The following is an 18,113-nucleotide window of genomic DNA, read 5'->3' on the forward strand; positions in this document are numbered from 1 at the left end:
ATAGCAAAAAGCCTTGCCTGGCTGACGTTCGGGCAAGGCTTTTTTGTTAATTGCGGCTTAACTTAGCAGGCTAAGAATCAGCTTTCTGCTGTTCCCAAAGGCCCGGTGAAGCCTGTCTTCACAAGAGAGCCCGATTAGCCTGAGCCGATCTGCGTGCACCGCAGCCGCGGTACTGCACGGCGGATGACTCGACCCCATCACTCAGAAAATGCGGGCGTGCCCATGATTACCCTGAAGCTCAACGGTCAAGATCATCAACTGGACGTCACCGAGGACATGCCGCTGCTGTGGGCTATCCGCGACGTGGCGGGCTACAACGGCACCAAGTTTGGCTGCGGCATGGGCCTGTGCGGCGCCTGTACGATTCATATCGACGGCGACCCGGCGCGCAGTTGCATCACGCCGATAGGCTCGGTGCAGGGCAAGAACGTCAGCACCATCGACAACCTGCATACCGACCCGGTAGGGCAGGTGGTGCAGCAGGCCTGGCTGGATACGGCGGTGGCCCAGTGCGGTTACTGCCAGGGCGGGCAGATCATGTCGGCCACCGCCTTGCTCAAGGTCCACCCCAACCCCAGCGACGAGCAGATCGAAGAGGCGATGCTTGGCAATATCTGCCGCTGCGGTACTTACAACCGGATCAAGACCGCGATCCGCCAGGCTTCCAGTCATCTGCAGGAGGCCAAGGCATGAACCGTCTACCGCAGGATTTTGCCCTGAGCAACCTCAGCCGCCGGGGCTTTCTCAAAGGTGTGGGGGCCACCGGGGCCCTGGTGCTGGCTGCGAGCTGGGGCTGGCAGGAGGCCTTTGCCGAGGACAAGAAATTCGGTGCCGACGGCATGCCCCACGGCTGGGTCGATGACCCCAAGGTCTACGTGAGCATTGCCAGCGACGGCAGCGTCACGGTGATCTGCAATCGCTCGGAGATGGGCCAGGGCGTGCGCACCAGCCTGAGTATGGTGGTGGCCGATGAACTGGACGCCGACTGGGAGCAGGTCAAGGTCCGCCAGGCACCGGGTGACGAGGTGCGTTTCGGCAACCAGGACACCGACGGCTCGCGCAGCATGCGTCATTGGTACGAGCCCATGCGCCGCTGTGGCGCGGCTGCGCGGGCCATGCTGGAACAGGCCGCCGCTGCGCAGTGGCAGGTGCCATTGGCGCAGTGTCGGGCGCAGTTGCACAAGGTGGTTCACCAGCCCACCGGGCGTGAGCTGGGCTATGGCGCCCTGGCCGCTGCGGCAGGCGCCCTGGCGGTGCCTGCCCGGGATAGCCTGCGCCTGAAGCAGCCCGGGGAGTTCCGCTACATCGGCAAGGAGGCCACCCGGGCCATCGATGGCCAGGACATCGTCAACGGCCGTGCGGTGTACGGCGCCGATGTGCATTTCGACGGCATGCTGTTCGCGGCGGTGGCGCGGCCCCGGGTGTATGGCGGCAAGGTCAAGTCGGTGGATGACAGCGCAGCCTTGAAGGTACCGGGGGTGATCAAGGTCATGCCCATCGACAGCCGCCCCTTGCCTTCGGAGTTCCAGCCCCTGGGCGGCGTGGCTGTGGTGGCGAGCAACACCTGGGCGGCGATCAAGGGCCGCGATGCCTTGAGGATCGAGTGGGAGGATGGCGCCAACGCTGGCTACGACTCCATCGAATATCGCAAGCAACTGGAGGCAGCGGCGCGGCAGCCGGGCAAGGTGGTGCGCAGTACCGGCAACCTGGATGAGGCCCTGAAGGACGCCGAGAGCAGCCTGGAAGCCAGCTATTACCTGCCGCACCTGGCCCAGGCGCCGATGGAGCCGATGGTAGCCGTGGCGCGATTCCAGGACGGTCGCTGCGAGGCGTGGGCACCGAGCCAGGCGCCACAGGTGACCCGCGAGCGAATCGCCGAACGCCTGGGGATCGGCTTCGAGCAGGTCACGGTGAACGTCACGCTGCTGGGCGGCGGCTTCGGGCGCAAGTCCAAGCCCGACTTCATCCTGGAGGCGGCGATCCTGGCCAAGGCCTTTCCCGGCAAGGCGGTGCGGGTGCAGTGGACCCGCGAGGACGATATCCACAACTCCTACTTCCATACCGTGTCGGCGGAATACCTCAAGGCCGGGCTGAACAAGGACGGCCTGCCGGCGGCCTGGCTGCACCGCACCGTGGCGCCGAGCATCACCGCGCTGTTCGCCCCGGGGATGAATCACGAAGGCGCCTTCGAGCTGGGCATGGGCTTTACCAACATGGCCTACGCGATTCCCAATGTGCGCCTGGAAAACCCCGAGGCCGCGGCCCATACCCGGGTCGGCTGGTACCGTTCGGTGTCGAACATTCCCCATGGCTTCGCGATCCAGAGTTTTGTCGACGAACTGGCCCACAAGGCCGGCCAGGATCCGCTGCAGTACCAGCTCAAGCTGCTGGGGCCGGATCGTCTGATCGACCCCCGAACCCTGAGCGAAGAGTGGAACTACGGCGAATCCCCCGAGCGTTACCCCATTGATACCGGGCGTCTGCGCACGGTGCTGGAAACCGCAGCCAAGGCGGCCGGCTGGGGGCGCTCGCTGCCCAAGGGGCGCGGTCTGGGGCTGGCCGTGCACTACAGCTTCGTGACCTATGTGGCGGCGGTGATCGAGGTGGAGGTGAAGGACGATGGCACGCTGATCGTGCATCAGGCCGATATCGCCGTGGATTGCGGCCCGCAGATCAACCCCGAGCGTATCCGCTCGCAATTCGAAGGGGCCTGCGTTATGGGCCTGGGCAATGCGGTGCTGGGGGAGATCAGCTTCAAGGAGGGCAAGGTCCAGCAGGACAATTTCCATATGTACGAAGTGGCGCGCATGTCCCTGGCGCCGAAACAGGTGCAGGTGCACCTGGTGACGCCGCCGGGGGACGTGCCCCTGGGCGGGGTGGGAGAGCCCGGTGTACCACCGATTGCGCCGGCCCTGTGCAACGCGATCTTCGCCGCCACCGGCAAGCGCATACGCAACCTGCCGGTGCGCTACCAGTTGCAGGGCTGGCAGCAGGCGAGCGCCTGATGGACAGCGTCGACCTGAATGTCCTGCGCAGTGTCCTGGAATGGCGGCGCGCCGGGCGCGGCGTGCTGCTGTACAGCGTGGTGCAGACCTGGGGCAGCGCGCCGCGGCCACCCGGCGCCATGCTGGCCTTGCGCGACGACGGAGTGGTGATCGGCTCGGTGTCCGGAGGCTGTATCGAGGATGACCTGATCAGCCGCCAGGGCGATGGGCGCCTGTCTCGCCACGGGCCGCCGGTGCAACTGGTGACCTACGGCGTGACCCTGGAGGAAGCGGCGCGATTCGGCCTGCCCTGTGGCGGCACCTTGCGCCTCACCGAAGAGCGGGTTGGCGACCCGGCCTGGGTCGCCGAATTGCTCCAGCGCTGCGAGGCACACCAGATCGTGGCCCGGGAGCTGAACCTGGGCACCGGCCAGGTGCTGCTCAAGACGGCGAACCGCGGCGATGAATTGGCGTTTGACGGGGTCACCCTGCGGGCGATCTACGGACCGCGCTGGCGCTTGCTGCTGATCGGCGCCGGGCAGTTGTCGCGCTATGTGGCGCAGATGGCCCGCTTGCTGGATTTCGAGGTGCTGATCTGCGATCCGCGCCAGGAGTTCGTGCATGGCTGGGAGGGGCAGGATGGACGTTTTGTCGCCGGGATGCCCGACGATGCGGTGCTGAGCATCGAGCCCGACGAGCGCACGGCGGTGGTGGCCCTGACCCATGATCCGCGCCTGGATGACATGGCGCTGCTGACGGCGCTCGACTCCCGGGCATTTTACGTCGGCGCCCTGGGTTCCCGGGCCAACAGCCAGAAACGCCGGGACAATCTGGCGCTGCTGGGTCTTTCGGCGCAGGCCATCGAGCGCTTGCACGGGCCGGTCGGATTGCCCATCGGCAGCCATACGCCGGCGGAGATTGCCTTGTCGTTGCTGGCGGAAATCGTCGCGCTGAAAAATGGCGTCGAACCGCTGCAGAAGAAGCTGCCGGTGCGAGTGGCGGAGACGGTGAGGTGAGCCGCAAGCCTTGCGCGATCATCCTGGCGGCGGGGCAGGGCAGGCGTTTTCGCCAGGTGGCCGGGGCCGGGCAGGACAAGCTGTTGGCGCCCTGCCGCGGGCGTGACGGGGTTCAGCGGCCGGTGCTGGAGCAGGTGCTGGTGAGCCTGCCGGTGGACGTTGCCCGGCGAGTGCTGGTGACCACGGCGGATCGACCCCAGGTGGCGGATCTGGCGCGAGCCTACGGTTGTCAAGTACTGGTGCTGGAGTCCGTGGGCATGGGGCACAGCCTGGCCGCGGCGGTGGCTGCCTGCGCCGATGCCCATGGTTGGATGGTCTGGCTGGGGGACATGCCCTTTATCCTGCCCGCCACCGCCAGTCGGGTGATGGAGGCAATGACCGAGGAGGGCATCAGCGTGCCGCGGCTGGGGGATGAGTTGGGTCATCCGGTGGGCTTTGGCCGGTCTTATGGCGCAGCGTTGCAGGGCCTGTCTGGTGATCGGGGCGCCCGGCCGCTGTTCGCTTCGGGGCGGGTGGTGGAAGTTCCGGTGACGGATCCGGGGGTGACCTGGGATGTGGACGTTCCGCAGGCATTGCTGTTTCCGGATTGTCAGGTGCTCCAGGTATAAAAAAGCCCCGCCCGGTTACCCGGGCGGGGCTTTTTCATGGGCTGCTGGAATCAGACGAGAGGTTTAGGCTCGTGCTGTTCTTCCTCGGCATGCGCAGCGTGCTCGACAGCGCGCGGTGCTTGCTCGGCCACAGGGGCCGCTTCTTCCACTGCAGGTTCGGCCACTGGTGCCGGTGCAGTCTCTTCGGCTGGCGCAGGGGCGGCCTCGACCACCTCTGGGGCTTCTACCGGAGCAGGCTCGGCGGTCACCACGGCTTCAGCCGGAGCAGCAGCGGCAGCCAGCTCGGCTTCCTTCTGCAGGCGCTCGGCTTCACGCTTGCGGCGACGCACTTCGCGTGGGTCGTTCGGTGCACGGCCATTGCTGGTCAGGGTGCTGACCGGCGCGGCTTCAGCTTCGACAGCGGGTGCGGGCTCTTCGGCCACCACCGGTGCTGCAACCGGAGCCGGCTCTTCAACCTGGGCAGGCTGCTGGGCCGCTACAGGCTCTTCAACCACCACTGCTGGCTCGGCAACCGGGGCTGGCGCTGGGGCTTCCTGAACCGGCTCGATGGCCTTTTCTTCAACCACTGGCGCCTGGGCTACAGGTTCTGCTGCCGGTTGTTCGGCAACCACAGGCTGGGCTTCGACAACCACGGCCGGTTCGGCAGCCACTTCAACCTGAGCCTGCTCTTCAGCCACTGGAGCCACTTCCACTGCAGGAACCACTGGGGCTTCTACCGGCGTGGTGGCTTCAACCACTGGTGCTTCCGGAGCCTTGTCTTCTACAGCGGCAGTCGCACGTTCGGCTTGCTGGTGAGCTTCGGCTTCAGCGTTGGCGCTGATGGCGGTGCTGGCAACCGCGGCAGTGACAGCAAGGCCGGCAGCCAGATCGGCGCTGCTTGGCTCTTCGGCGTTTTCTTCCGAGCCTTCGATCACATTGCCGTTGGCATCACGTTGACGCTCGCGACGGTTGCTGCGACGACGCTGGCCGCGGGAGCGACGACGTGGACGTTCGCCTTCGGCGTTGTCCTGGCCGTCTTCCTGCAGTTGCTCTTCGTTCGGCAGCGCTTCTTCTTCGCTGGCGGCAGCGGCTTGAGCCTGTTCGGCACGTGGTTGGCGCTCTTCACGTGGCGCACGTGGCTGGCGCTCTTCGCGAGGCTGGCGCGCCGGACGTTCTTCGGCAACAACGGCGGCGGTAGCAGCGGCTGCAGCTGGAGCGGCGTCCAGAGGCTCGCGCAGTTCACGCACGCGTTCTTCACGCTCGCCACGTGGCTTGCGCTCTTCACGCGGGGCGCGTGGCTGGCGTTCTTCGCGCGGTGCACGGGGTGCGCGTTCTTCGCGGGCTACCGCTTGAACTTCTTCACGGGCTTCGCGAACTTCGCGTGGCTGACGCTCTTCCCGTGGTGCGCGTTCTTCACGCGGAGCACGTTCTTCGCGCGGCTTGCGCTCTTCATCGCGGCGACCGTTACGGTTGCGGCTCTGCTGGCGGCCATTGCGACGCTGTTCTTCGTTGCTGCGAGCAGGGCGCTCGGTCACTGGCTTCTCGACCACGACCGGTGCGGCTGGCTCTTCCTTGGTAGCGAACAGGCTGACCAGGGACTTCACCAGGCCTTTGAACAGGCTTGGTTCGGCCACTGGAGCCGGTGCAGCTACAGGGGCAGCGACGACTTCGGTCGGAACCGGAGCGTTGGCGCGGGCCGGGGCAGTCTTCACTGCCGCTTCCTGGCGAACCAGGGTGCGGGTGGCGGCGGTCGGCTGGACTTCTTCGGCTTCGGCGGCGGCCGCTGCGATTTCGTAGCTGGACTGGTTGGTGTTGGCTTCCGGGCTGTCATCACGCAGGCGCTGAACTTCGAAGTGTGGCGTTTCGAGGTGATCGTTCGGCAGGATGACGATGCGGGCGCGGGTGCGCAGTTCGATCTTGGTGATCGAGTTGCGTTTTTCGTTGAGCAGGAAAGCAGCGACCGGAATCGGCACTTGGGCGCGCACTTCGGCGGTGCGGTCTTTCAGGGCTTCTTCTTCGATCAGGCGCAGGATCGCCAGGGACAGCGACTCGACGTCACGGATGATGCCGGTGCCGTTGCAGCGCGGGCAGACGATGCCGCTGCTTTCGCCCAGGGATGGACGCAGGCGCTGACGGGACATTTCCAGCAGGCCGAAGCGCGAGATGCGGCCGATCTGCACGCGGGCGCGGTCGGCTTCCAGGCATTCGCGGACTTTTTCTTCCACGGCGCGCTGGTTCTTGGCCGGGGTCATGTCGATGAAGTCGATGACGATCAGGCCGCCGATGTCACGCAGGCGCAGTTGGCGAGCTATTTCTTCCGCTGCTTCCAGGTTGGTCTGCAGGGCGGTTTCTTCGATGTCGCTGCCTTTGGTGGCGCGGGCCGAGTTGATGTCGATGGACACCAGGGCTTCGGTCGGATCGATGACGATGGAGCCGCCGGAAGGCAGTTCGACCACGCGCTGGAAAGCGGTCTCGATCTGGCTTTCGATCTGGAAACGGTTGAACAGCGGCACGCTGTCTTCGTACAGCTTGATCTTGCTGGCGTACTGCGGCATCACCTGGCGGATGAAGGTCAGGGCTTCGTCCTGGGCTTCAACACTGTCGATCAGCACTTCGCCGATGTCCTGGCGCAGGTAGTCGCGGATCGCGCGGATGATCACGTTGCTTTCCTGGTAGATCAGGAATGGCGCGGAACGATCCAGGGACGCTTCCTTGATGGCGGTCCAGAGTTGCAGCAGGTAGTCGAGGTCCCACTGCATCTCTTCGCTGCTGCGGCCCAGGCCGGCAGTGCGCACGATCAGGCCCATGTCGGCGGGTGCCACCAGGCCGTTCAGCGCTTCACGCAGTTCGTTGCGCTCTTCGCCTTCGATGCGGCGGGAGATACCGCCGGCACGCGGGTTGTTCGGCATCAGTACCAGGTAACGGCCGGCGAGGCTGATGAAGGTGGTCAGGGCGGCGCCCTTGTTGCCACGCTCTTCTTTCTCGACCTGGACGATGACTTCCTGGCCTTCGCTCAGGACGTCCTTGATGTTGACGCGGCCTTCGGGGGCTTTCTTGAAGTATTCGCGGGAGATTTCTTTGAGGGGCAGGAAGCCGTGGCGCTCAGAGCCGAAATCGACAAAGGCAGCCTCGAGGCTTGGTTCGATGCGAGTGATGCGGCCTTTATAGATGTTGGCCTTTTTCTGCTCGCGGGCTCCGGACTCGATGTCCAGGTCGTAGAGGCGCTGGCCGTCTACCAGAGCAACACGCAACTCTTCGGGTTGAGTTGCGTTAATCAGCATTCTTTTCATGTAGTACCGTCGGTTTCCGGGCTGCCGGAAACGGCGTTCGGCACACACGACTTCTCACGGTCGGTGTCAGGTGCGTCAGGAGTGGTTGACCACTCGAGTGTCTAGCGAGGTTCGTCCGGGTAACTAAGAACGAAGTCGCGACTTACGCGTCCTGCTTGCTGTGGTGACTAAGGCACCGCTTAAGCAAAAGTCTGTCAGGAGGAGGAATCAACCGGCGACTGTGGACGAGATGAAGCGTCTTGATAAAGCCTAATGCTACACAGTCCGACGGTTGTGCATCTCCACCCTACACGTATCCCTGATAATTCGGGTGCTGCCGCGCGCAGAATCCGCAGCGGGTTGGCATTTACCGTGAACTCCGAAAGGGGAGGTCACGCATCATGGCTAAAGGCGTTGTTTCCGCAACTTTCGCTCGGGATCGTTTGTCGCTGACTGCACTTTGTGAACTGGCCGTTAATCGCTGCGTAAAAGGCGAGTAGTCACTCTGCTTTCTACGGGTTTCAGGCCTCATGTCACCTGCGCTTGTTACAACGCCGAACTCTTCCGTTAGATAGTGAAAACTGCGTAGGACGGCCTTGCGTCCTTATGAATTGCGTTGGTCAGGGCCGGCTGTTTGCCGCTGTTCCTCTGCCCAGCCGCTTTTGGCGGCGTTCGCGACTATAGCAGCAATCATTAAGTGCTTCAAATCCATAAAAAATTGTTATCATTCGCGCCATGACGACTACTGCCCCCTCGACTCCAGGCGTTCAATTGCTTGAGGTCTCGCCGGAATATGCCGGCCAACGTATTGATAACTTCCTTCTCGCCCGGCTCAAAGGCGTGCCCAAGACCTTGATTTACCGCATTTTGCGTAAAGGCGAAGTGCGAGTGAACAAGGGGCGGATCAAGCCCGAGTACAAGCTGCAAGCGGGTGATGTGGTGCGCGTGCCTCCCGTGCGTGTGCCCGAGCGCGATGAGCCGGTGCCGCTGGCTCAAGGGTTGCTGCAGCGCCTGGAAGCCTCGATCGTCTTCGAAGACAAGGCCCTGATTGTGATCAACAAGCCTGCCGGGATTGCCGTGCATGGCGGCAGCGGCTTGAATTTCGGGGTGATCGAAGCCTTTCGTCAGTTGCGCCCGGACGCCAAGGAGCTGGAGCTGGTGCATCGCCTCGATCGGGACACCTCCGGCCTGCTGATGATCGCGAAAAAACGCAGCATGCTGCGTCATCTGCATGCCGCGCTGCGGGGCGATGGCGTGGACAAGCGCTACATGGCGCTGGTCCGTGGCCATTGGGCCACGGCGGTGAAGCAGGTGCGTGCGCCGCTGCTCAAGAGCAACCTGCGCTCCGGCGAGCGCATGGTGGAGGTCAACGAAGAGGGCAAGGAGGCCTTGACCGTGTTCAAGGTGCTGCGCCGCTTCGGTGATTTCGCCACCATGGTCGAGGCCAAGCCGGTGACCGGGCGTACTCACCAGATTCGTGTGCACACCCTGCATGCCGGGCACTGCATTGCCGGTGACAGCAAGTACGGTGATGACGATTTCACTCGCGAGATCCGTGAGCTGGGCGGCAAGCGCCTGTTTCTCCATGCCTATATGTTGACGGTGCCGCTGCCCGATGGCGGCGAGCTGAAATTGCAGGCCCCGGTGGATGAGATGTGGGCCAAGACCGTGGAGCGCCTGAGTGCACCCTGATTACAAGCTGCTGATCTTCGACTGGGACGGCACTCTGGCCGATTCCATTGGTCGGATTGTCGAGTCGATGCACGCATCTGCTGATCGTTCCGGCTTTCCTCGCCGCGATGACTACGCCGTCAAGGGCATTATCGGTCTGGGATTGCCAGAGGCGATTCGCACACTGTATCCGGAAATAGATGATGGGCAGTTGGTAGCCTTTCGTCAGCATTATGCGGATCACTACATTGCTCTCGAGGCCGAGCCTTCGCCTCTGTTTGCTGGTGTGGTGCAGTCTCTCGACGCCTTTCGGGATGAGGGATATCAGCTGGCTGTCGCCACCGGCAAGGCCCGGCGAGGGCTGGATCGAGTGTTGAAGGCCCATGGTTGGGAAGGGTATTTCGATATCACCCGGGCGGCCGACGAAACCGCCAGCAAGCCTCATCCGTTGATGCTGGAGGAAATCCTTGCTCATTGCGGGGTTGGGCCGCGGCAGGCTTTGATGGTTGGCGATTCGTCCTTTGATCTGTTGATGGCGCGCAATGCCGGAATGGATTCGGTGGCCGTGAGCTACGGTGCTCAGTCCATCGAGGCCTTGCAGGCATTCGAGCCGCGCTTGTCCATCGACCGTTTTCCTCAATTGCACGCTTGGCTGAGCCAGGGTGCCGATTAAGTTTTTGCTGGGGTAGCAGGCATGACCGACGAATGGAAGGCGCCGAGCAAGGCGGGCGCTGAAGGTGGTGATGATAAAAGCTGGAAACTGCTGGAGAAGACGCTGTTGGCCAGTGTCCAGGAGCAGCGTCGCTCGCGGCGCTGGGGCATTTTCTTCAAGCTGTTGACCTTTGTTTACCTGTTCGCGGCGCTGGCGTTGTTCACGCCGCTGATGACCATGGAAAAGAATGCCACTCGTGGCGGTAGCTACACCGCGGTGATCGATGTCACGGGGGTGATTGCCGACAAGGAATCGGCCAGTGCTGACAATATTGTCGGCAGCCTGCGTACTGCGTTCGATGATCCCAAGGTCAAGGGCATTGTGCTGCGTATCAACAGCCCTGGCGGCAGCCCGGTGCAGTCCGGCTACGTCTATGACGAGATCCGTCGTCTGCGGGCTTTGCACAAGGACACCAAGGTCTACGCGGTGATCTCGGATCTCGGGGCGTCGGGTGCTTACTACATCGCCAGCGCTGCTGACGAGATCTATGCCGACAAGGCGAGCCTGGTGGGTTCCATTGGTGTGACGGCGGCCGGCTACGGCTTTGTCGGCACCATGGAGAAGCTGGGGGTTGAGCGTCGCACCTATACCTCGGGCGAGCACAAGTCGTTCCTGGATCCGTTCCAGCCGCAAAAGCCTGAAGAGACCCAGTTCTGGCAGGGCGTGCTGGACACCACTCATCGCCAGTTCATTGCCAGCGTCAAGCAGGGCCGTGGCGATCGCCTGAAGGACAAGGAGCATCCGGAGCTGTTCTCCGGCCTGGTGTGGTCGGGCGAGCAGGCACTGCAATTGGGGTTGATCGATGGCCTGGGCAATACCAGTTCGGTGGCGCGGGATGTGATTGGCGAGAAAGAGGTGGTGGACTTTACCGTCCAGGAATCGCCATTTGATCGCTTCTCGAAGAAGCTCGGTGCCAGCGTGGCAGAGCAGATCGCCATGTGGATGGGCTTTCAGGGCCCAACCTTGCGCTGATCGGGTGTTGCTCAATAAAAAGCCGGCTTGAGTGCCGGCTTTTTTATGGCGGCTCAGGGCGTCTCTACGCCCTCGGCCAGCAGCATGTCCACGAGGCGGATCAGTGGCAGGCCTATAAGGCTGGTGGCGTCGCTGCCGGCGGTGCTCTGGAACAGGCTGACCCCCAGGCCTTCGGCCTTGAAGCTGCCGGCGCAATCATAGGGCTGTTCGGCGTGCAGGTAGCGTTCGATGCGGGTGCTGTCCAGGAGGCGCATGTTGACCGTGAACGGGACGCAGTCGACTTGGCAGTGGCCGGTCTGGCTGTTGAGCAGGGCCAGGCCGGTGAGGAAGGTCACGCTGGCGCCGCTGGCGTCCAGCAGTTGCTGGCGGGCTTTTTCGAAGGTATGGGGTTTGCCGATGATGCGCTCGCCGAGCACCGCGACCTGGTCGGAACCGATGATCAGGTGTGCTGGATGGCTGCTTGCCAGGGCGCGGGCCTTTTCCTCGGCCAGGCGTTTCACCAGGGCCGTGGCAGACTCTCCGGGACGATGGCTTTCGTCGATGTCAGGAGAGCTGCAGGTGAAGGGCAGGCGCAGGCGGGACAGCAATTCCCGGCGGTAGGCCGAGCTTGAGGCGAGTAATAAAGGCAGCATGTGCGTCTCCTGAGGCAGGCCGGGAATTCTAGCGAGGCTTGCAAGTGACGGACAGGGCTGAATTTCCTTTGACATGGCCTGGGGCATCCCTATAATGCTGCGCCTATGTTGAATGACCCGATTCCACCTCACGTTGACCCGCGCAAATTGGCTGACCGTGGCACCACCCTTCAAGGTGAACTGCTGCTGGCCGATTTGGAGAGACTCTGCGACCCGCTTTCCGACAATGTCGGTACGGTGCAGGCTAAATTCGTTTTCGAGCGTGACGAGCGTAAAGCTGTAGTTATCCACAGCTCCATCGACGTCGAAGTCAAAATGGTTTGCCAGCGTTGTCTTGAGCTGGTCACCCTGCCGATCCACAGTGAGTGCAGTTACGCTGTGGTGAAGGAGGGTGCGAATACCCAGTCGTTGCCGAAAGGTTATGACGTGCTGGAACTGGGCGAAGATCCTTTGGATCTGCAGGCGTTGGTCGAGGAAGAGCTTTTGCTTGCCTTGCCAATCGTGCCTGCTCATCATCCGGAAGAATGCCAGCAGCCGGCGGGGCTCGATGAGCCCGAACCGAGCGAGGACGAGGTAACGCGGTCCAACCCGTTCAGTGTATTGGCGCAGTTAAAGCGTGACCCAAACGTTTAGGAGTTAATCAATTATGGCTGTTCAGCAGAACAAAAAATCCCGCTCTGCCCGTGACATGCGTCGTTCCCACGATGCTCTCGAGGCTAGCACCCTGTCCGTAGAAAAGACCACCGGTGAAGTTCACCTGCGTCACCACGTATCGCCAGAAGGCGTATACCGTGGTCGTAAAGTGATCGACAAGGGCGCTGACGAGTAATCCTTGTCTGCTCAAGTCATCGCGATTGACGCAATGGGCGGGGACTTCGGTCCCCGCAGCATTGTTCAGGCGAGTATTGCTTGTCTGTCTGCTACCCCCTCGCTGCATCTGACCCTGGTTGGTCAACCCTCCCTTCTTGAAGAACTGATTTCCGGTCAAACGGCTGTGGATCGCGCGCGCCTGACGATTACCCCCGCAAGCGAGGTGATCACCATGGACGAAAAGCCTTCCCAGGCCCTGCGGGGCAAGCCGGACTCTTCGATGCGGGTGGCCCTTGAGCTGTTGCGCGATGAGAAGGTCCAGGCCTGCGTCAGTGCCGGTAATACCGGTGCGCTGATGGCGCTGTCGCGTTATGTGCTGAAAACCCTGCCTGGAATCGATCGGCCGGCGATGGTGGCTGCCATCCCGACTCAGCGTGGCTATTGCCAATTGCTGGATCTGGGAGCCAACGTCGATTGCAGTGCCGAGCACCTGTTGCAGTTCGCCATCATGGGCTCGGTTGCGGCGGAAACCCTGGGCATCGTGCGGCCGCGGGTGGCCTTGCTGAATATCGGCACCGAGGACATCAAGGGCAACCAGCAGGTCAAGCTGGCGGCGAGCTTGCTGCAGCAGGCCCGCGGCCTCAACTACATCGGTTTCGTCGAGGGCGATGGGTTGTATCGGGGCGAGGCGGACGTGGTGGTATGCGACGGTTTTGTCGGCAACATCCTGCTCAAGTCCAGCGAGGGGCTGGCGACCATGATCGCCGCTCGTATAGAAGCCTTGTTCAGGCAGAATCTGCTGTCCCGGGCTGTTGGGGCGCTGGCCTTGCCGCTGATGCGCAGGCTGCAGGCGGATCTGGCGCCGGCGCGGCACAATGGTGCGAGTTTCCTCGGCTTGCAGGGGATCGTGGTGAAAAGCCATGGTTCTGCAGGCGTTCAAGGTTTCCAGAGTGCCATTCAGCGGGCGTTGATCGAGATCCAGGAAGACCTGCCGCGCCGCTTGCATGGGCGTCTTGAAGACTTGTTGCTTTAGGCGTTTTCCCTGTGGAGTGCTTAAATGTGACCGCTCAGTTCAATTGGCCATCCAACTGTCAGTTTCTTGCGTCCACCACGGTGTGACGTCAATTCTCCGACGACAAGATCATTAGGGGCTTGTTACATGTCTGCATCCCTCGCATTCGTCTTTCCAGGACAGGGCTCGCAGTCCCTCGGCATGTTGGCCGAGCTGGGCGCGCAGTACCCACTGATCCTCGATACGTTCAAAGAAGCCTCCGATGCTCTGGGCTACGACCTCTGGGCTCTGACCCAGGAAGGTCCTGCAGAGCTGCTCAATCAAACCGACAAGACCCAGCCGGCCATCCTCACCGCGTCCATCGCCCTGTGGCGTGTATGGCTGGCCGAAGGTGGCGCGCGCCCGGCTTTCGTCGCCGGTCACAGCCTGGGTGAATACAGTGCCCTGGTCGCCGCTGGCAGCCTGACCCTGGGTGAAGCGGCCAAGCTGGTCGAGCGTCGTGGCCAGTTGATGCAGGAAGCCGTGCCGGCAGGGCAGGGCGGCATGGCTGCAATTCTCGGCCTGGAAGATGCCGATGTGGTCGCCGCCTGTGCTGAAGCCGCGCAGGGTGAGGTGGTCAGCGCCGTGAACTACAACTCCCCTGGCCAGGTGGTGATCGCCGGAGCCAAGGCGGCTGTGGATCGCGCCATTGAGGGCTGCAAGGCGCGGGGCGCCAAGCGCGCCATGCCGCTGCCGGTCAGCGTGCCTTCCCACTGTGAGCTGATGCGCCCGGCCGCCGAGCGTTTTGCCGAGTCGATCGCTGCGATCAACTGGCAGGCACCGCAGATTCCATTGGTACAGAACGTCAGTGCCGCTGTGGCCGCCGACCTGGACACCCTCAAGCGCGACCTGCTGGAGCAGTTGTACAAGCCGGTGCGTTGGGTCGAGTCGGTCCAGACTCTGGCAGCCAATGGCGCCACTGAGCTGGTCGAGTGCGGCCCGGGCAAGGTCCTGGCCGGCCTCAACAAGCGCTGCGCCGAAGGCGTGTCGACCTCTAACCTGAACACCCCAGATGCTTTCGCTGCCGCCCGTGCAGCGTTGGCCTGAACTAGGAGAAGCTTGCATGAGTCTGCAAGGTAAAGTTGCACTGGTGACCGGCGCCAGCCGTGGTATCGGCCAGGCCATCGCGCTTGAGCTGGGGCGTATGGGCGCCACCGTGGTGGGTACCGCCACGTCCGCTTCGGGTGCCGAGCGCATTGCTGCCACCCTCAAGGAAAATGGCATCCAGGGCACCGGCCTTGAGCTGAACGTTACCAGTGACGAGTCCGTGGCTGCAGTCCTGGCCAGCATCACCGAGCAGTTCGGTGCGCCGGCGATCCTGGTGAACAACGCCGGCATCACTCGCGACAACCTGATGATGCGCATGAAAGATGACGAATGGTACGACGTGGTCGATACCAACCTGAACAGCCTGTATCGCCTGTCCAAGGGCGTTCTGCGTGGCATGACCAAGGCTCGTTGGGGTCGAATTATCAGTATTGGCTCGGTTGTGGGTGCCATGGGCAACGCAGGCCAAGTAAACTACGCGGCCGCCAAGGCCGGTCTCGAAGGTTTCAGCCGTGCCCTGGCCCGTGAAGTGGGTTCGCGGTCGATCACGGTGAACTCGGTTGCTCCGGGTTTTATCGACACCGATATGACCCGCGAACTGCCGGAAGCGCAGCGTGAAGCGCTGCTGACGCAAATTCCGCTGGGTCGTCTGGGCCAGGCTCAAGAGATCGCGCAAGTGGTCGCTTTTCTGGCATCCGACGGTGCGGCATACGTTACTGGGGCTACAATCCCGGTCAACGGCGGGATGTATATGTGAGTCAAATGTGACGGATTGCTTCAAAAAAATGTCATACGAGCTGTCTAAAATCCGTTATAAAGCTGCAATCAATTTATAGGCAGATGGCCAAAGGGTTTGAGGGACAAAGCTTTCAGTTGAAAAGCTGAAAAGCCTTTCTATACACTTACCCACTGGCCAGCTGCCTGAATTTGTCCATTAGGAGTGAAAACAAGGTATGAGCACCATCGAAGAGCGCGTCAAGAAAATCGTTGCTGAGCAACTGGGCGTTAAAGAAGAAGAAGTTGTTAACACCGCTTCCTTCGTTGAAGACCTGGGTGCCGACTCCCTTGACACCGTTGAGCTGGTGATGGCTCTGGAAGAGGAATTCGAGACCGAAATCCCTGACGAAGAAGCTGAAAAGATCACTACCGTTCAAGCAGCTATCGACTACGTTACCAGCCACCAGGCTTAATCGTTTGTAGTCGTCTTTTGCTGTCATGGAAAAACCGCACTGCCGTTACGGCGTGCGGTTTTTTCTTTAGGCCTGATACAAAGTGTCGTCATTAGAAAAAGGAGAGTGCTGTGTCGCGTAGACGCGTCGTAGTCACCGGTATGGGTATGTTGTCGCCACTGGGTACGGATGTGCCAAGCAGCTGGCAGGGCATTCTGGCTGGCCAAAGTGGCATCGGTCTGATCGAACACACCGACCTTTCTGCCTATTCCACCCGTTTTGGCGGCTCGGTAAAGGGCTTCAATGTCGAGGAATACCTGTCGGTCAAAGAGGCCCGCAAACTCGACCTGTTCATTCAATACGGCCTGGCAGCCGGTTTCCAGGCGGTACGCAACGCCGGTCTGGAAGTCACCGATGCCAACCGTGAACGCATCGGCGTGGCCATGGGCTCGGGTATTGGCGGTTTGACCAATATCGAGGAAACCAGCCGCATCCTGCACGATTCCGGCCCACGACGGATTTCTCCGTTCTTCGTGCCTGGCTCGATCATCAACATGATTTCCGGTTTCCTGTCCATCCACTTGGGCGCCCAGGGGCCGAACTACGCCATTTCCACTGCGTGCACCACCGGTACCCACTGCATCGGCATGGCTGCGCGCAACATCGCCTACGGCGAAGCCGACGTGATGATCGCCGGCGGTGCTGAAATGGCTGCCTGTGGCCTGGGCATGGGCGGCTTCGGCGCGTCCCGTGCACTGTCGACCCGCAACGACGAGCCGACCCGCGCCAGCCGTCCCTGGGACAAGGGGCGTGATGGCTTCGTCCTGTCCGACGGCGCCGGCGCCCTGGTTCTGGAAGAGCTGGAGCACGCCAAGGCTCGTGGGGCCACCATCTATGCTGAGCTGATCGGCTTCGGCATGAGCGGTGACGCCTATCACATGACGTCGCCTCCCGCCGATGGTGCCGGTGCTGCGCGCTGCATCGCCAATGCCCTGCGCGACGCCAAGCTCAACGTGGACCAGGTGCAGTACATCAACGCCCATGGCACTTCGACCCCGGCCGGCGACCTGGCCGAGGCCGAAGCGATCAAGAGCGTGTTCGGCGATCACGCCTACAAGCTGGCGGTCAGTTCCACCAAGTCCATGACGGGTCACCTGCTGGGTGCCGCGGGGGCGATCGAGGCGATCTTCAGTGTGCTGGCAATCAACAGCCAGGCCGCGCCGCCCACCATCAACCTGGATGAGCCGGATGAAGGCTGTGACCTCGATTTCGTGCCTCACACCGCGCGCAGCATGGACATCGACGTAGTGCTGTCCAACTCCTTCGGTTTTGGTGGCACCAACGGCTCCCTGGTGTTCCGCCGGTTCTCCGAGTGATGCACAGCTGGGTCGACGGTCAGCCGGCTGACGCACTGTCGCTCAAGGACCGCGGCCTGGCTTACGGTGATGGTCTGTTCGAGACCATTGCCGTCAAATCCGGGCGCCCGCAGCTGCTGGAGCGGCACCTGCAGCGTCTGGCCGAAGGATGCCGGCGCCTGGCGCTGACGGCGGATCAAGCCCTGATCCGCAGTGAGCTGCAGGCTTATGCGGCGGCTTTGGGGGAGGGTGTGCTCAAGCTGATCCTGACCCGGGGCGACAGCCAGCGCGGCTATGCCGCCGATCCTGCAACCGCTGCACGGCGGATTCTCCAGGGCTCCGCATTGCCGGTGTATCCCCTGGCCCATGCCGAGCAAGGCATTCGTCTGTTTCCCTGTACCACGCGCCTGGCCGAGCAGCCGCTGCTGGCCGGTCTCAAGCACCTCAATCGTCTGGAGCAGGTTCTGGCTCGTGCCGAGTGGCGTGATGCCGAGCATGCCGAAGGCTTGATGCGAGATACCTCTGGGCGAGTTATCGAAGGCGTGTTCAGCAACCTGTTCCTGGTCAGCCAGGGGCGGCTGCTGACGGCTGACCTGGGTCGCTGCGGCGTGGCCGGGGTGATGCGCGCTGAAATATTGTTTCAGGCCGAGTCATTGGGCATCCCCGCGCAAGTCGGGGATATCAGTCTCGATCAACTGCAACAGGCTGATGAAGTCTTTGTCTGCAACAGTGTCTATGGCGTCTGGCCAGTGCTTGGCTGTGCCGGGATGAGCTGGTCGGCGGGTGCGCTCACCCGTAAACTGCAGGGCATTACCCGCGCACTACTGGATGCTTGATT

At 62.4% G+C, this 18,113-nt stretch carries 17 protein-coding genes; 15 read left to right on the forward strand and 2 right to left on the reverse strand.

Annotation, left to right across the window (positions count from 1 at the left end):
* Positions 1–222: 222 nt before the first annotated feature.
* From A9971_RS01365 to A9971_RS01380, 4 genes are read left to right on the forward strand one after another with little or no spacing between them, the layout of a single operon-like run.
* Positions 223–693 carry a (2Fe-2S)-binding protein gene (locus A9971_RS01365; RefSeq protein ID WP_011060107.1) on the forward strand — a complete coding sequence of 157 codons (471 nt, stop codon included), beginning with the start codon at positions 223–225 and terminating at the stop codon, positions 691–693.
* Entirely contained in the window at positions 690–3,005 is a 2,316-nt protein-coding gene (locus tag A9971_RS01370; protein ID WP_183000743.1) for a xanthine dehydrogenase family protein molybdopterin-binding subunit, read from the forward strand. The genes A9971_RS01365 and A9971_RS01370 overlap by 4 nt, the downstream gene beginning before the upstream one ends.
* Positions 3,005–4,000, forward strand: a complete 996-nt coding sequence (locus A9971_RS01375) for an XdhC family protein (RefSeq protein ID WP_019092974.1) — start codon at positions 3,005–3,007, stop codon at positions 3,998–4,000. Before A9971_RS01370 ends, A9971_RS01375 begins: the two co-directional genes overlap by 1 nt.
* On the forward strand, positions 3,997–4,608 hold the full coding sequence (locus tag A9971_RS01380; RefSeq protein ID WP_125062682.1) for an NTP transferase domain-containing protein: 612 nt from the start codon (positions 3,997–3,999) through the stop codon (positions 4,606–4,608). Before A9971_RS01375 ends, A9971_RS01380 begins: the two co-directional genes overlap by 4 nt.
* A 50-nt stretch (positions 4,609–4,658) precedes the next feature.
* Here the strand turns inward: A9971_RS01380 and rne are convergent, their stop codons facing one another.
* A complete protein-coding gene (rne, locus tag A9971_RS01385) occupies positions 4,659–7,877 on the reverse strand; it encodes a ribonuclease E (protein WP_183000744.1) in 3,219 nt (1,072 codons plus the stop codon).
* 714 nt (positions 7,878–8,591) lie between these two features.
* Between rne and rluC the strand changes: the two genes are divergently transcribed.
* The 3 genes from rluC to sppA are packed head-to-tail and all read left to right on the forward strand — an operon-like array spanning position 8,592 to position 11,211.
* Complete coding sequence (rluC, locus tag A9971_RS01390; RefSeq protein WP_011060111.1) at positions 8,592–9,548, forward strand: 23S rRNA pseudouridine(955/2504/2580) synthase RluC; 957 nt, start codon at positions 8,592–8,594, stop codon at positions 9,546–9,548.
* Positions 9,538–10,200 (forward strand): HAD-IA family hydrolase, encoded by a 663-nt coding sequence (locus tag A9971_RS01395; RefSeq protein ID WP_047284721.1) that lies wholly within the window; start codon positions 9,538–9,540, stop codon positions 10,198–10,200. Before rluC ends, A9971_RS01395 begins: the two co-directional genes overlap by 11 nt.
* Before the next feature lie 21 nt (positions 10,201–10,221).
* Positions 10,222–11,211 (forward strand): signal peptide peptidase SppA, encoded by a 990-nt coding sequence (gene sppA / locus A9971_RS01400; RefSeq protein WP_011060113.1) that lies wholly within the window; start codon positions 10,222–10,224, stop codon positions 11,209–11,211.
* Positions 11,212–11,264: 53 nt separating this feature from the next.
* On the opposite strand, the gene A9971_RS01405 is transcribed toward sppA, so the two are convergent.
* Positions 11,265–11,843 carry a nucleoside triphosphate pyrophosphatase gene (locus tag A9971_RS01405; protein WP_015634706.1) on the reverse strand — a complete coding sequence of 193 codons (579 nt, stop codon included), beginning with the start codon at positions 11,841–11,843 and terminating at the stop codon, positions 11,265–11,267.
* Between the two features lie 105 nt (positions 11,844–11,948).
* Here A9971_RS01405 and A9971_RS01410 point away from each other — a divergent pair, with 105 nt between their 5' ends.
* The 8 genes from A9971_RS01410 (at position 11,949) to pabC (ending at position 18,111) form a co-directional block, all read left to right on the forward strand.
* Positions 11,949–12,476, forward strand: coding sequence for a YceD family protein (locus A9971_RS01410; RefSeq protein ID WP_011060115.1), 528 nt, complete (start codon positions 11,949–11,951; stop codon positions 12,474–12,476).
* A 13-nt stretch (positions 12,477–12,489) separates the two neighbouring features.
* Positions 12,490–12,672, forward strand: a complete 183-nt coding sequence (gene rpmF, locus A9971_RS01415; RefSeq protein ID WP_003179396.1) for a 50S ribosomal protein L32 — start codon at positions 12,490–12,492, stop codon at positions 12,670–12,672.
* Between the two features lie 3 nt (positions 12,673–12,675).
* A complete protein-coding gene (plsX, locus tag A9971_RS01420) occupies positions 12,676–13,686 on the forward strand; it encodes a phosphate acyltransferase PlsX (RefSeq protein WP_072451636.1) in 1,011 nt (336 codons plus the stop codon).
* 126 nt (positions 13,687–13,812) lie between these two features.
* Positions 13,813–14,751 carry an ACP S-malonyltransferase gene (fabD, locus tag A9971_RS01425; protein ID WP_011060117.1) on the forward strand — a complete coding sequence of 313 codons (939 nt, stop codon included), beginning with the start codon at positions 13,813–13,815 and terminating at the stop codon, positions 14,749–14,751.
* A 16-nt stretch (positions 14,752–14,767) separates the two neighbouring features.
* On the forward strand, positions 14,768–15,508 hold the full coding sequence (gene fabG, locus A9971_RS01430) for a 3-oxoacyl-ACP reductase FabG (protein WP_011060118.1): 741 nt from the start codon (positions 14,768–14,770) through the stop codon (positions 15,506–15,508).
* A 196-nt stretch (positions 15,509–15,704) separates the two neighbouring features.
* Positions 15,705–15,941 (forward strand): acyl carrier protein, encoded by a 237-nt coding sequence (gene acpP / locus A9971_RS01435; RefSeq protein ID WP_003175607.1) that lies wholly within the window; start codon positions 15,705–15,707, stop codon positions 15,939–15,941.
* Between the two features lie 110 nt (positions 15,942–16,051).
* Entirely contained in the window at positions 16,052–17,296 is a 1,245-nt protein-coding gene (fabF, locus tag A9971_RS01440) for a beta-ketoacyl-ACP synthase II (protein WP_011060119.1), read from the forward strand.
* The gene (gene pabC, locus A9971_RS01445; protein WP_019092971.1) at positions 17,296–18,111 is read left to right on the forward strand and encodes an aminodeoxychorismate lyase; all 816 of its coding nucleotides are present in this window, start codon (positions 17,296–17,298) and stop codon (positions 18,109–18,111) included. The genes fabF and pabC overlap by 1 nt, the downstream gene beginning before the upstream one ends.
* Positions 18,112–18,113: the final 2 nt, after the last annotated feature.

The sequence above is a fragment of the Pseudomonas sp. UME65 genome (assembly GCF_014170225.1).
Classification (GTDB): Bacteria; Pseudomonadota; Gammaproteobacteria; order Pseudomonadales; family Pseudomonadaceae; genus Aquipseudomonas; species Aquipseudomonas protegens.

Coding starts and splice junctions, on each gene's coding strand:
- A9971_RS01365 (WP_011060107.1), top strand. CDS start 223: ATGATTACCCTGAAGCTCAACGGTCAAGATCATCAACTGGACGTCACC.
- A9971_RS01370 (WP_183000743.1), top strand. CDS start 690: ATGAACCGTCTACCGCAGGATTTTGCCCTGAGCAACCTCAGCCGCCGG.
- A9971_RS01375 (WP_019092974.1), top strand. CDS start 3,005: ATGGACAGCGTCGACCTGAATGTCCTGCGCAGTGTCCTGGAATGGCGG.
- rne (WP_183000744.1), bottom strand. CDS start 7,877: ATGAAAAGAATGCTGATTAACGCAACTCAACCCGAAGAGTTGCGTGTT.
- rluC (WP_011060111.1), top strand. CDS start 8,592: ATGACGACTACTGCCCCCTCGACTCCAGGCGTTCAATTGCTTGAGGTC.
- sppA (WP_011060113.1), top strand. CDS start 10,222: ATGACCGACGAATGGAAGGCGCCGAGCAAGGCGGGCGCTGAAGGTGGT.
- A9971_RS01405 (WP_015634706.1), bottom strand. CDS start 11,843: ATGCTGCCTTTATTACTCGCCTCAAGCTCGGCCTACCGCCGGGAATTG.
- A9971_RS01410 (WP_011060115.1), top strand. CDS start 11,949: ATGTTGAATGACCCGATTCCACCTCACGTTGACCCGCGCAAATTGGCT.
- rpmF (WP_003179396.1), top strand. CDS start 12,490: ATGGCTGTTCAGCAGAACAAAAAATCCCGCTCTGCCCGTGACATGCGT.
- fabD (WP_011060117.1), top strand. CDS start 13,813: ATGTCTGCATCCCTCGCATTCGTCTTTCCAGGACAGGGCTCGCAGTCC.
- fabG (WP_011060118.1), top strand. CDS start 14,768: ATGAGTCTGCAAGGTAAAGTTGCACTGGTGACCGGCGCCAGCCGTGGT.
- acpP (WP_003175607.1), top strand. CDS start 15,705: ATGAGCACCATCGAAGAGCGCGTCAAGAAAATCGTTGCTGAGCAACTG.
- pabC (WP_019092971.1), top strand. CDS start 17,296: ATGCACAGCTGGGTCGACGGTCAGCCGGCTGACGCACTGTCGCTCAAG.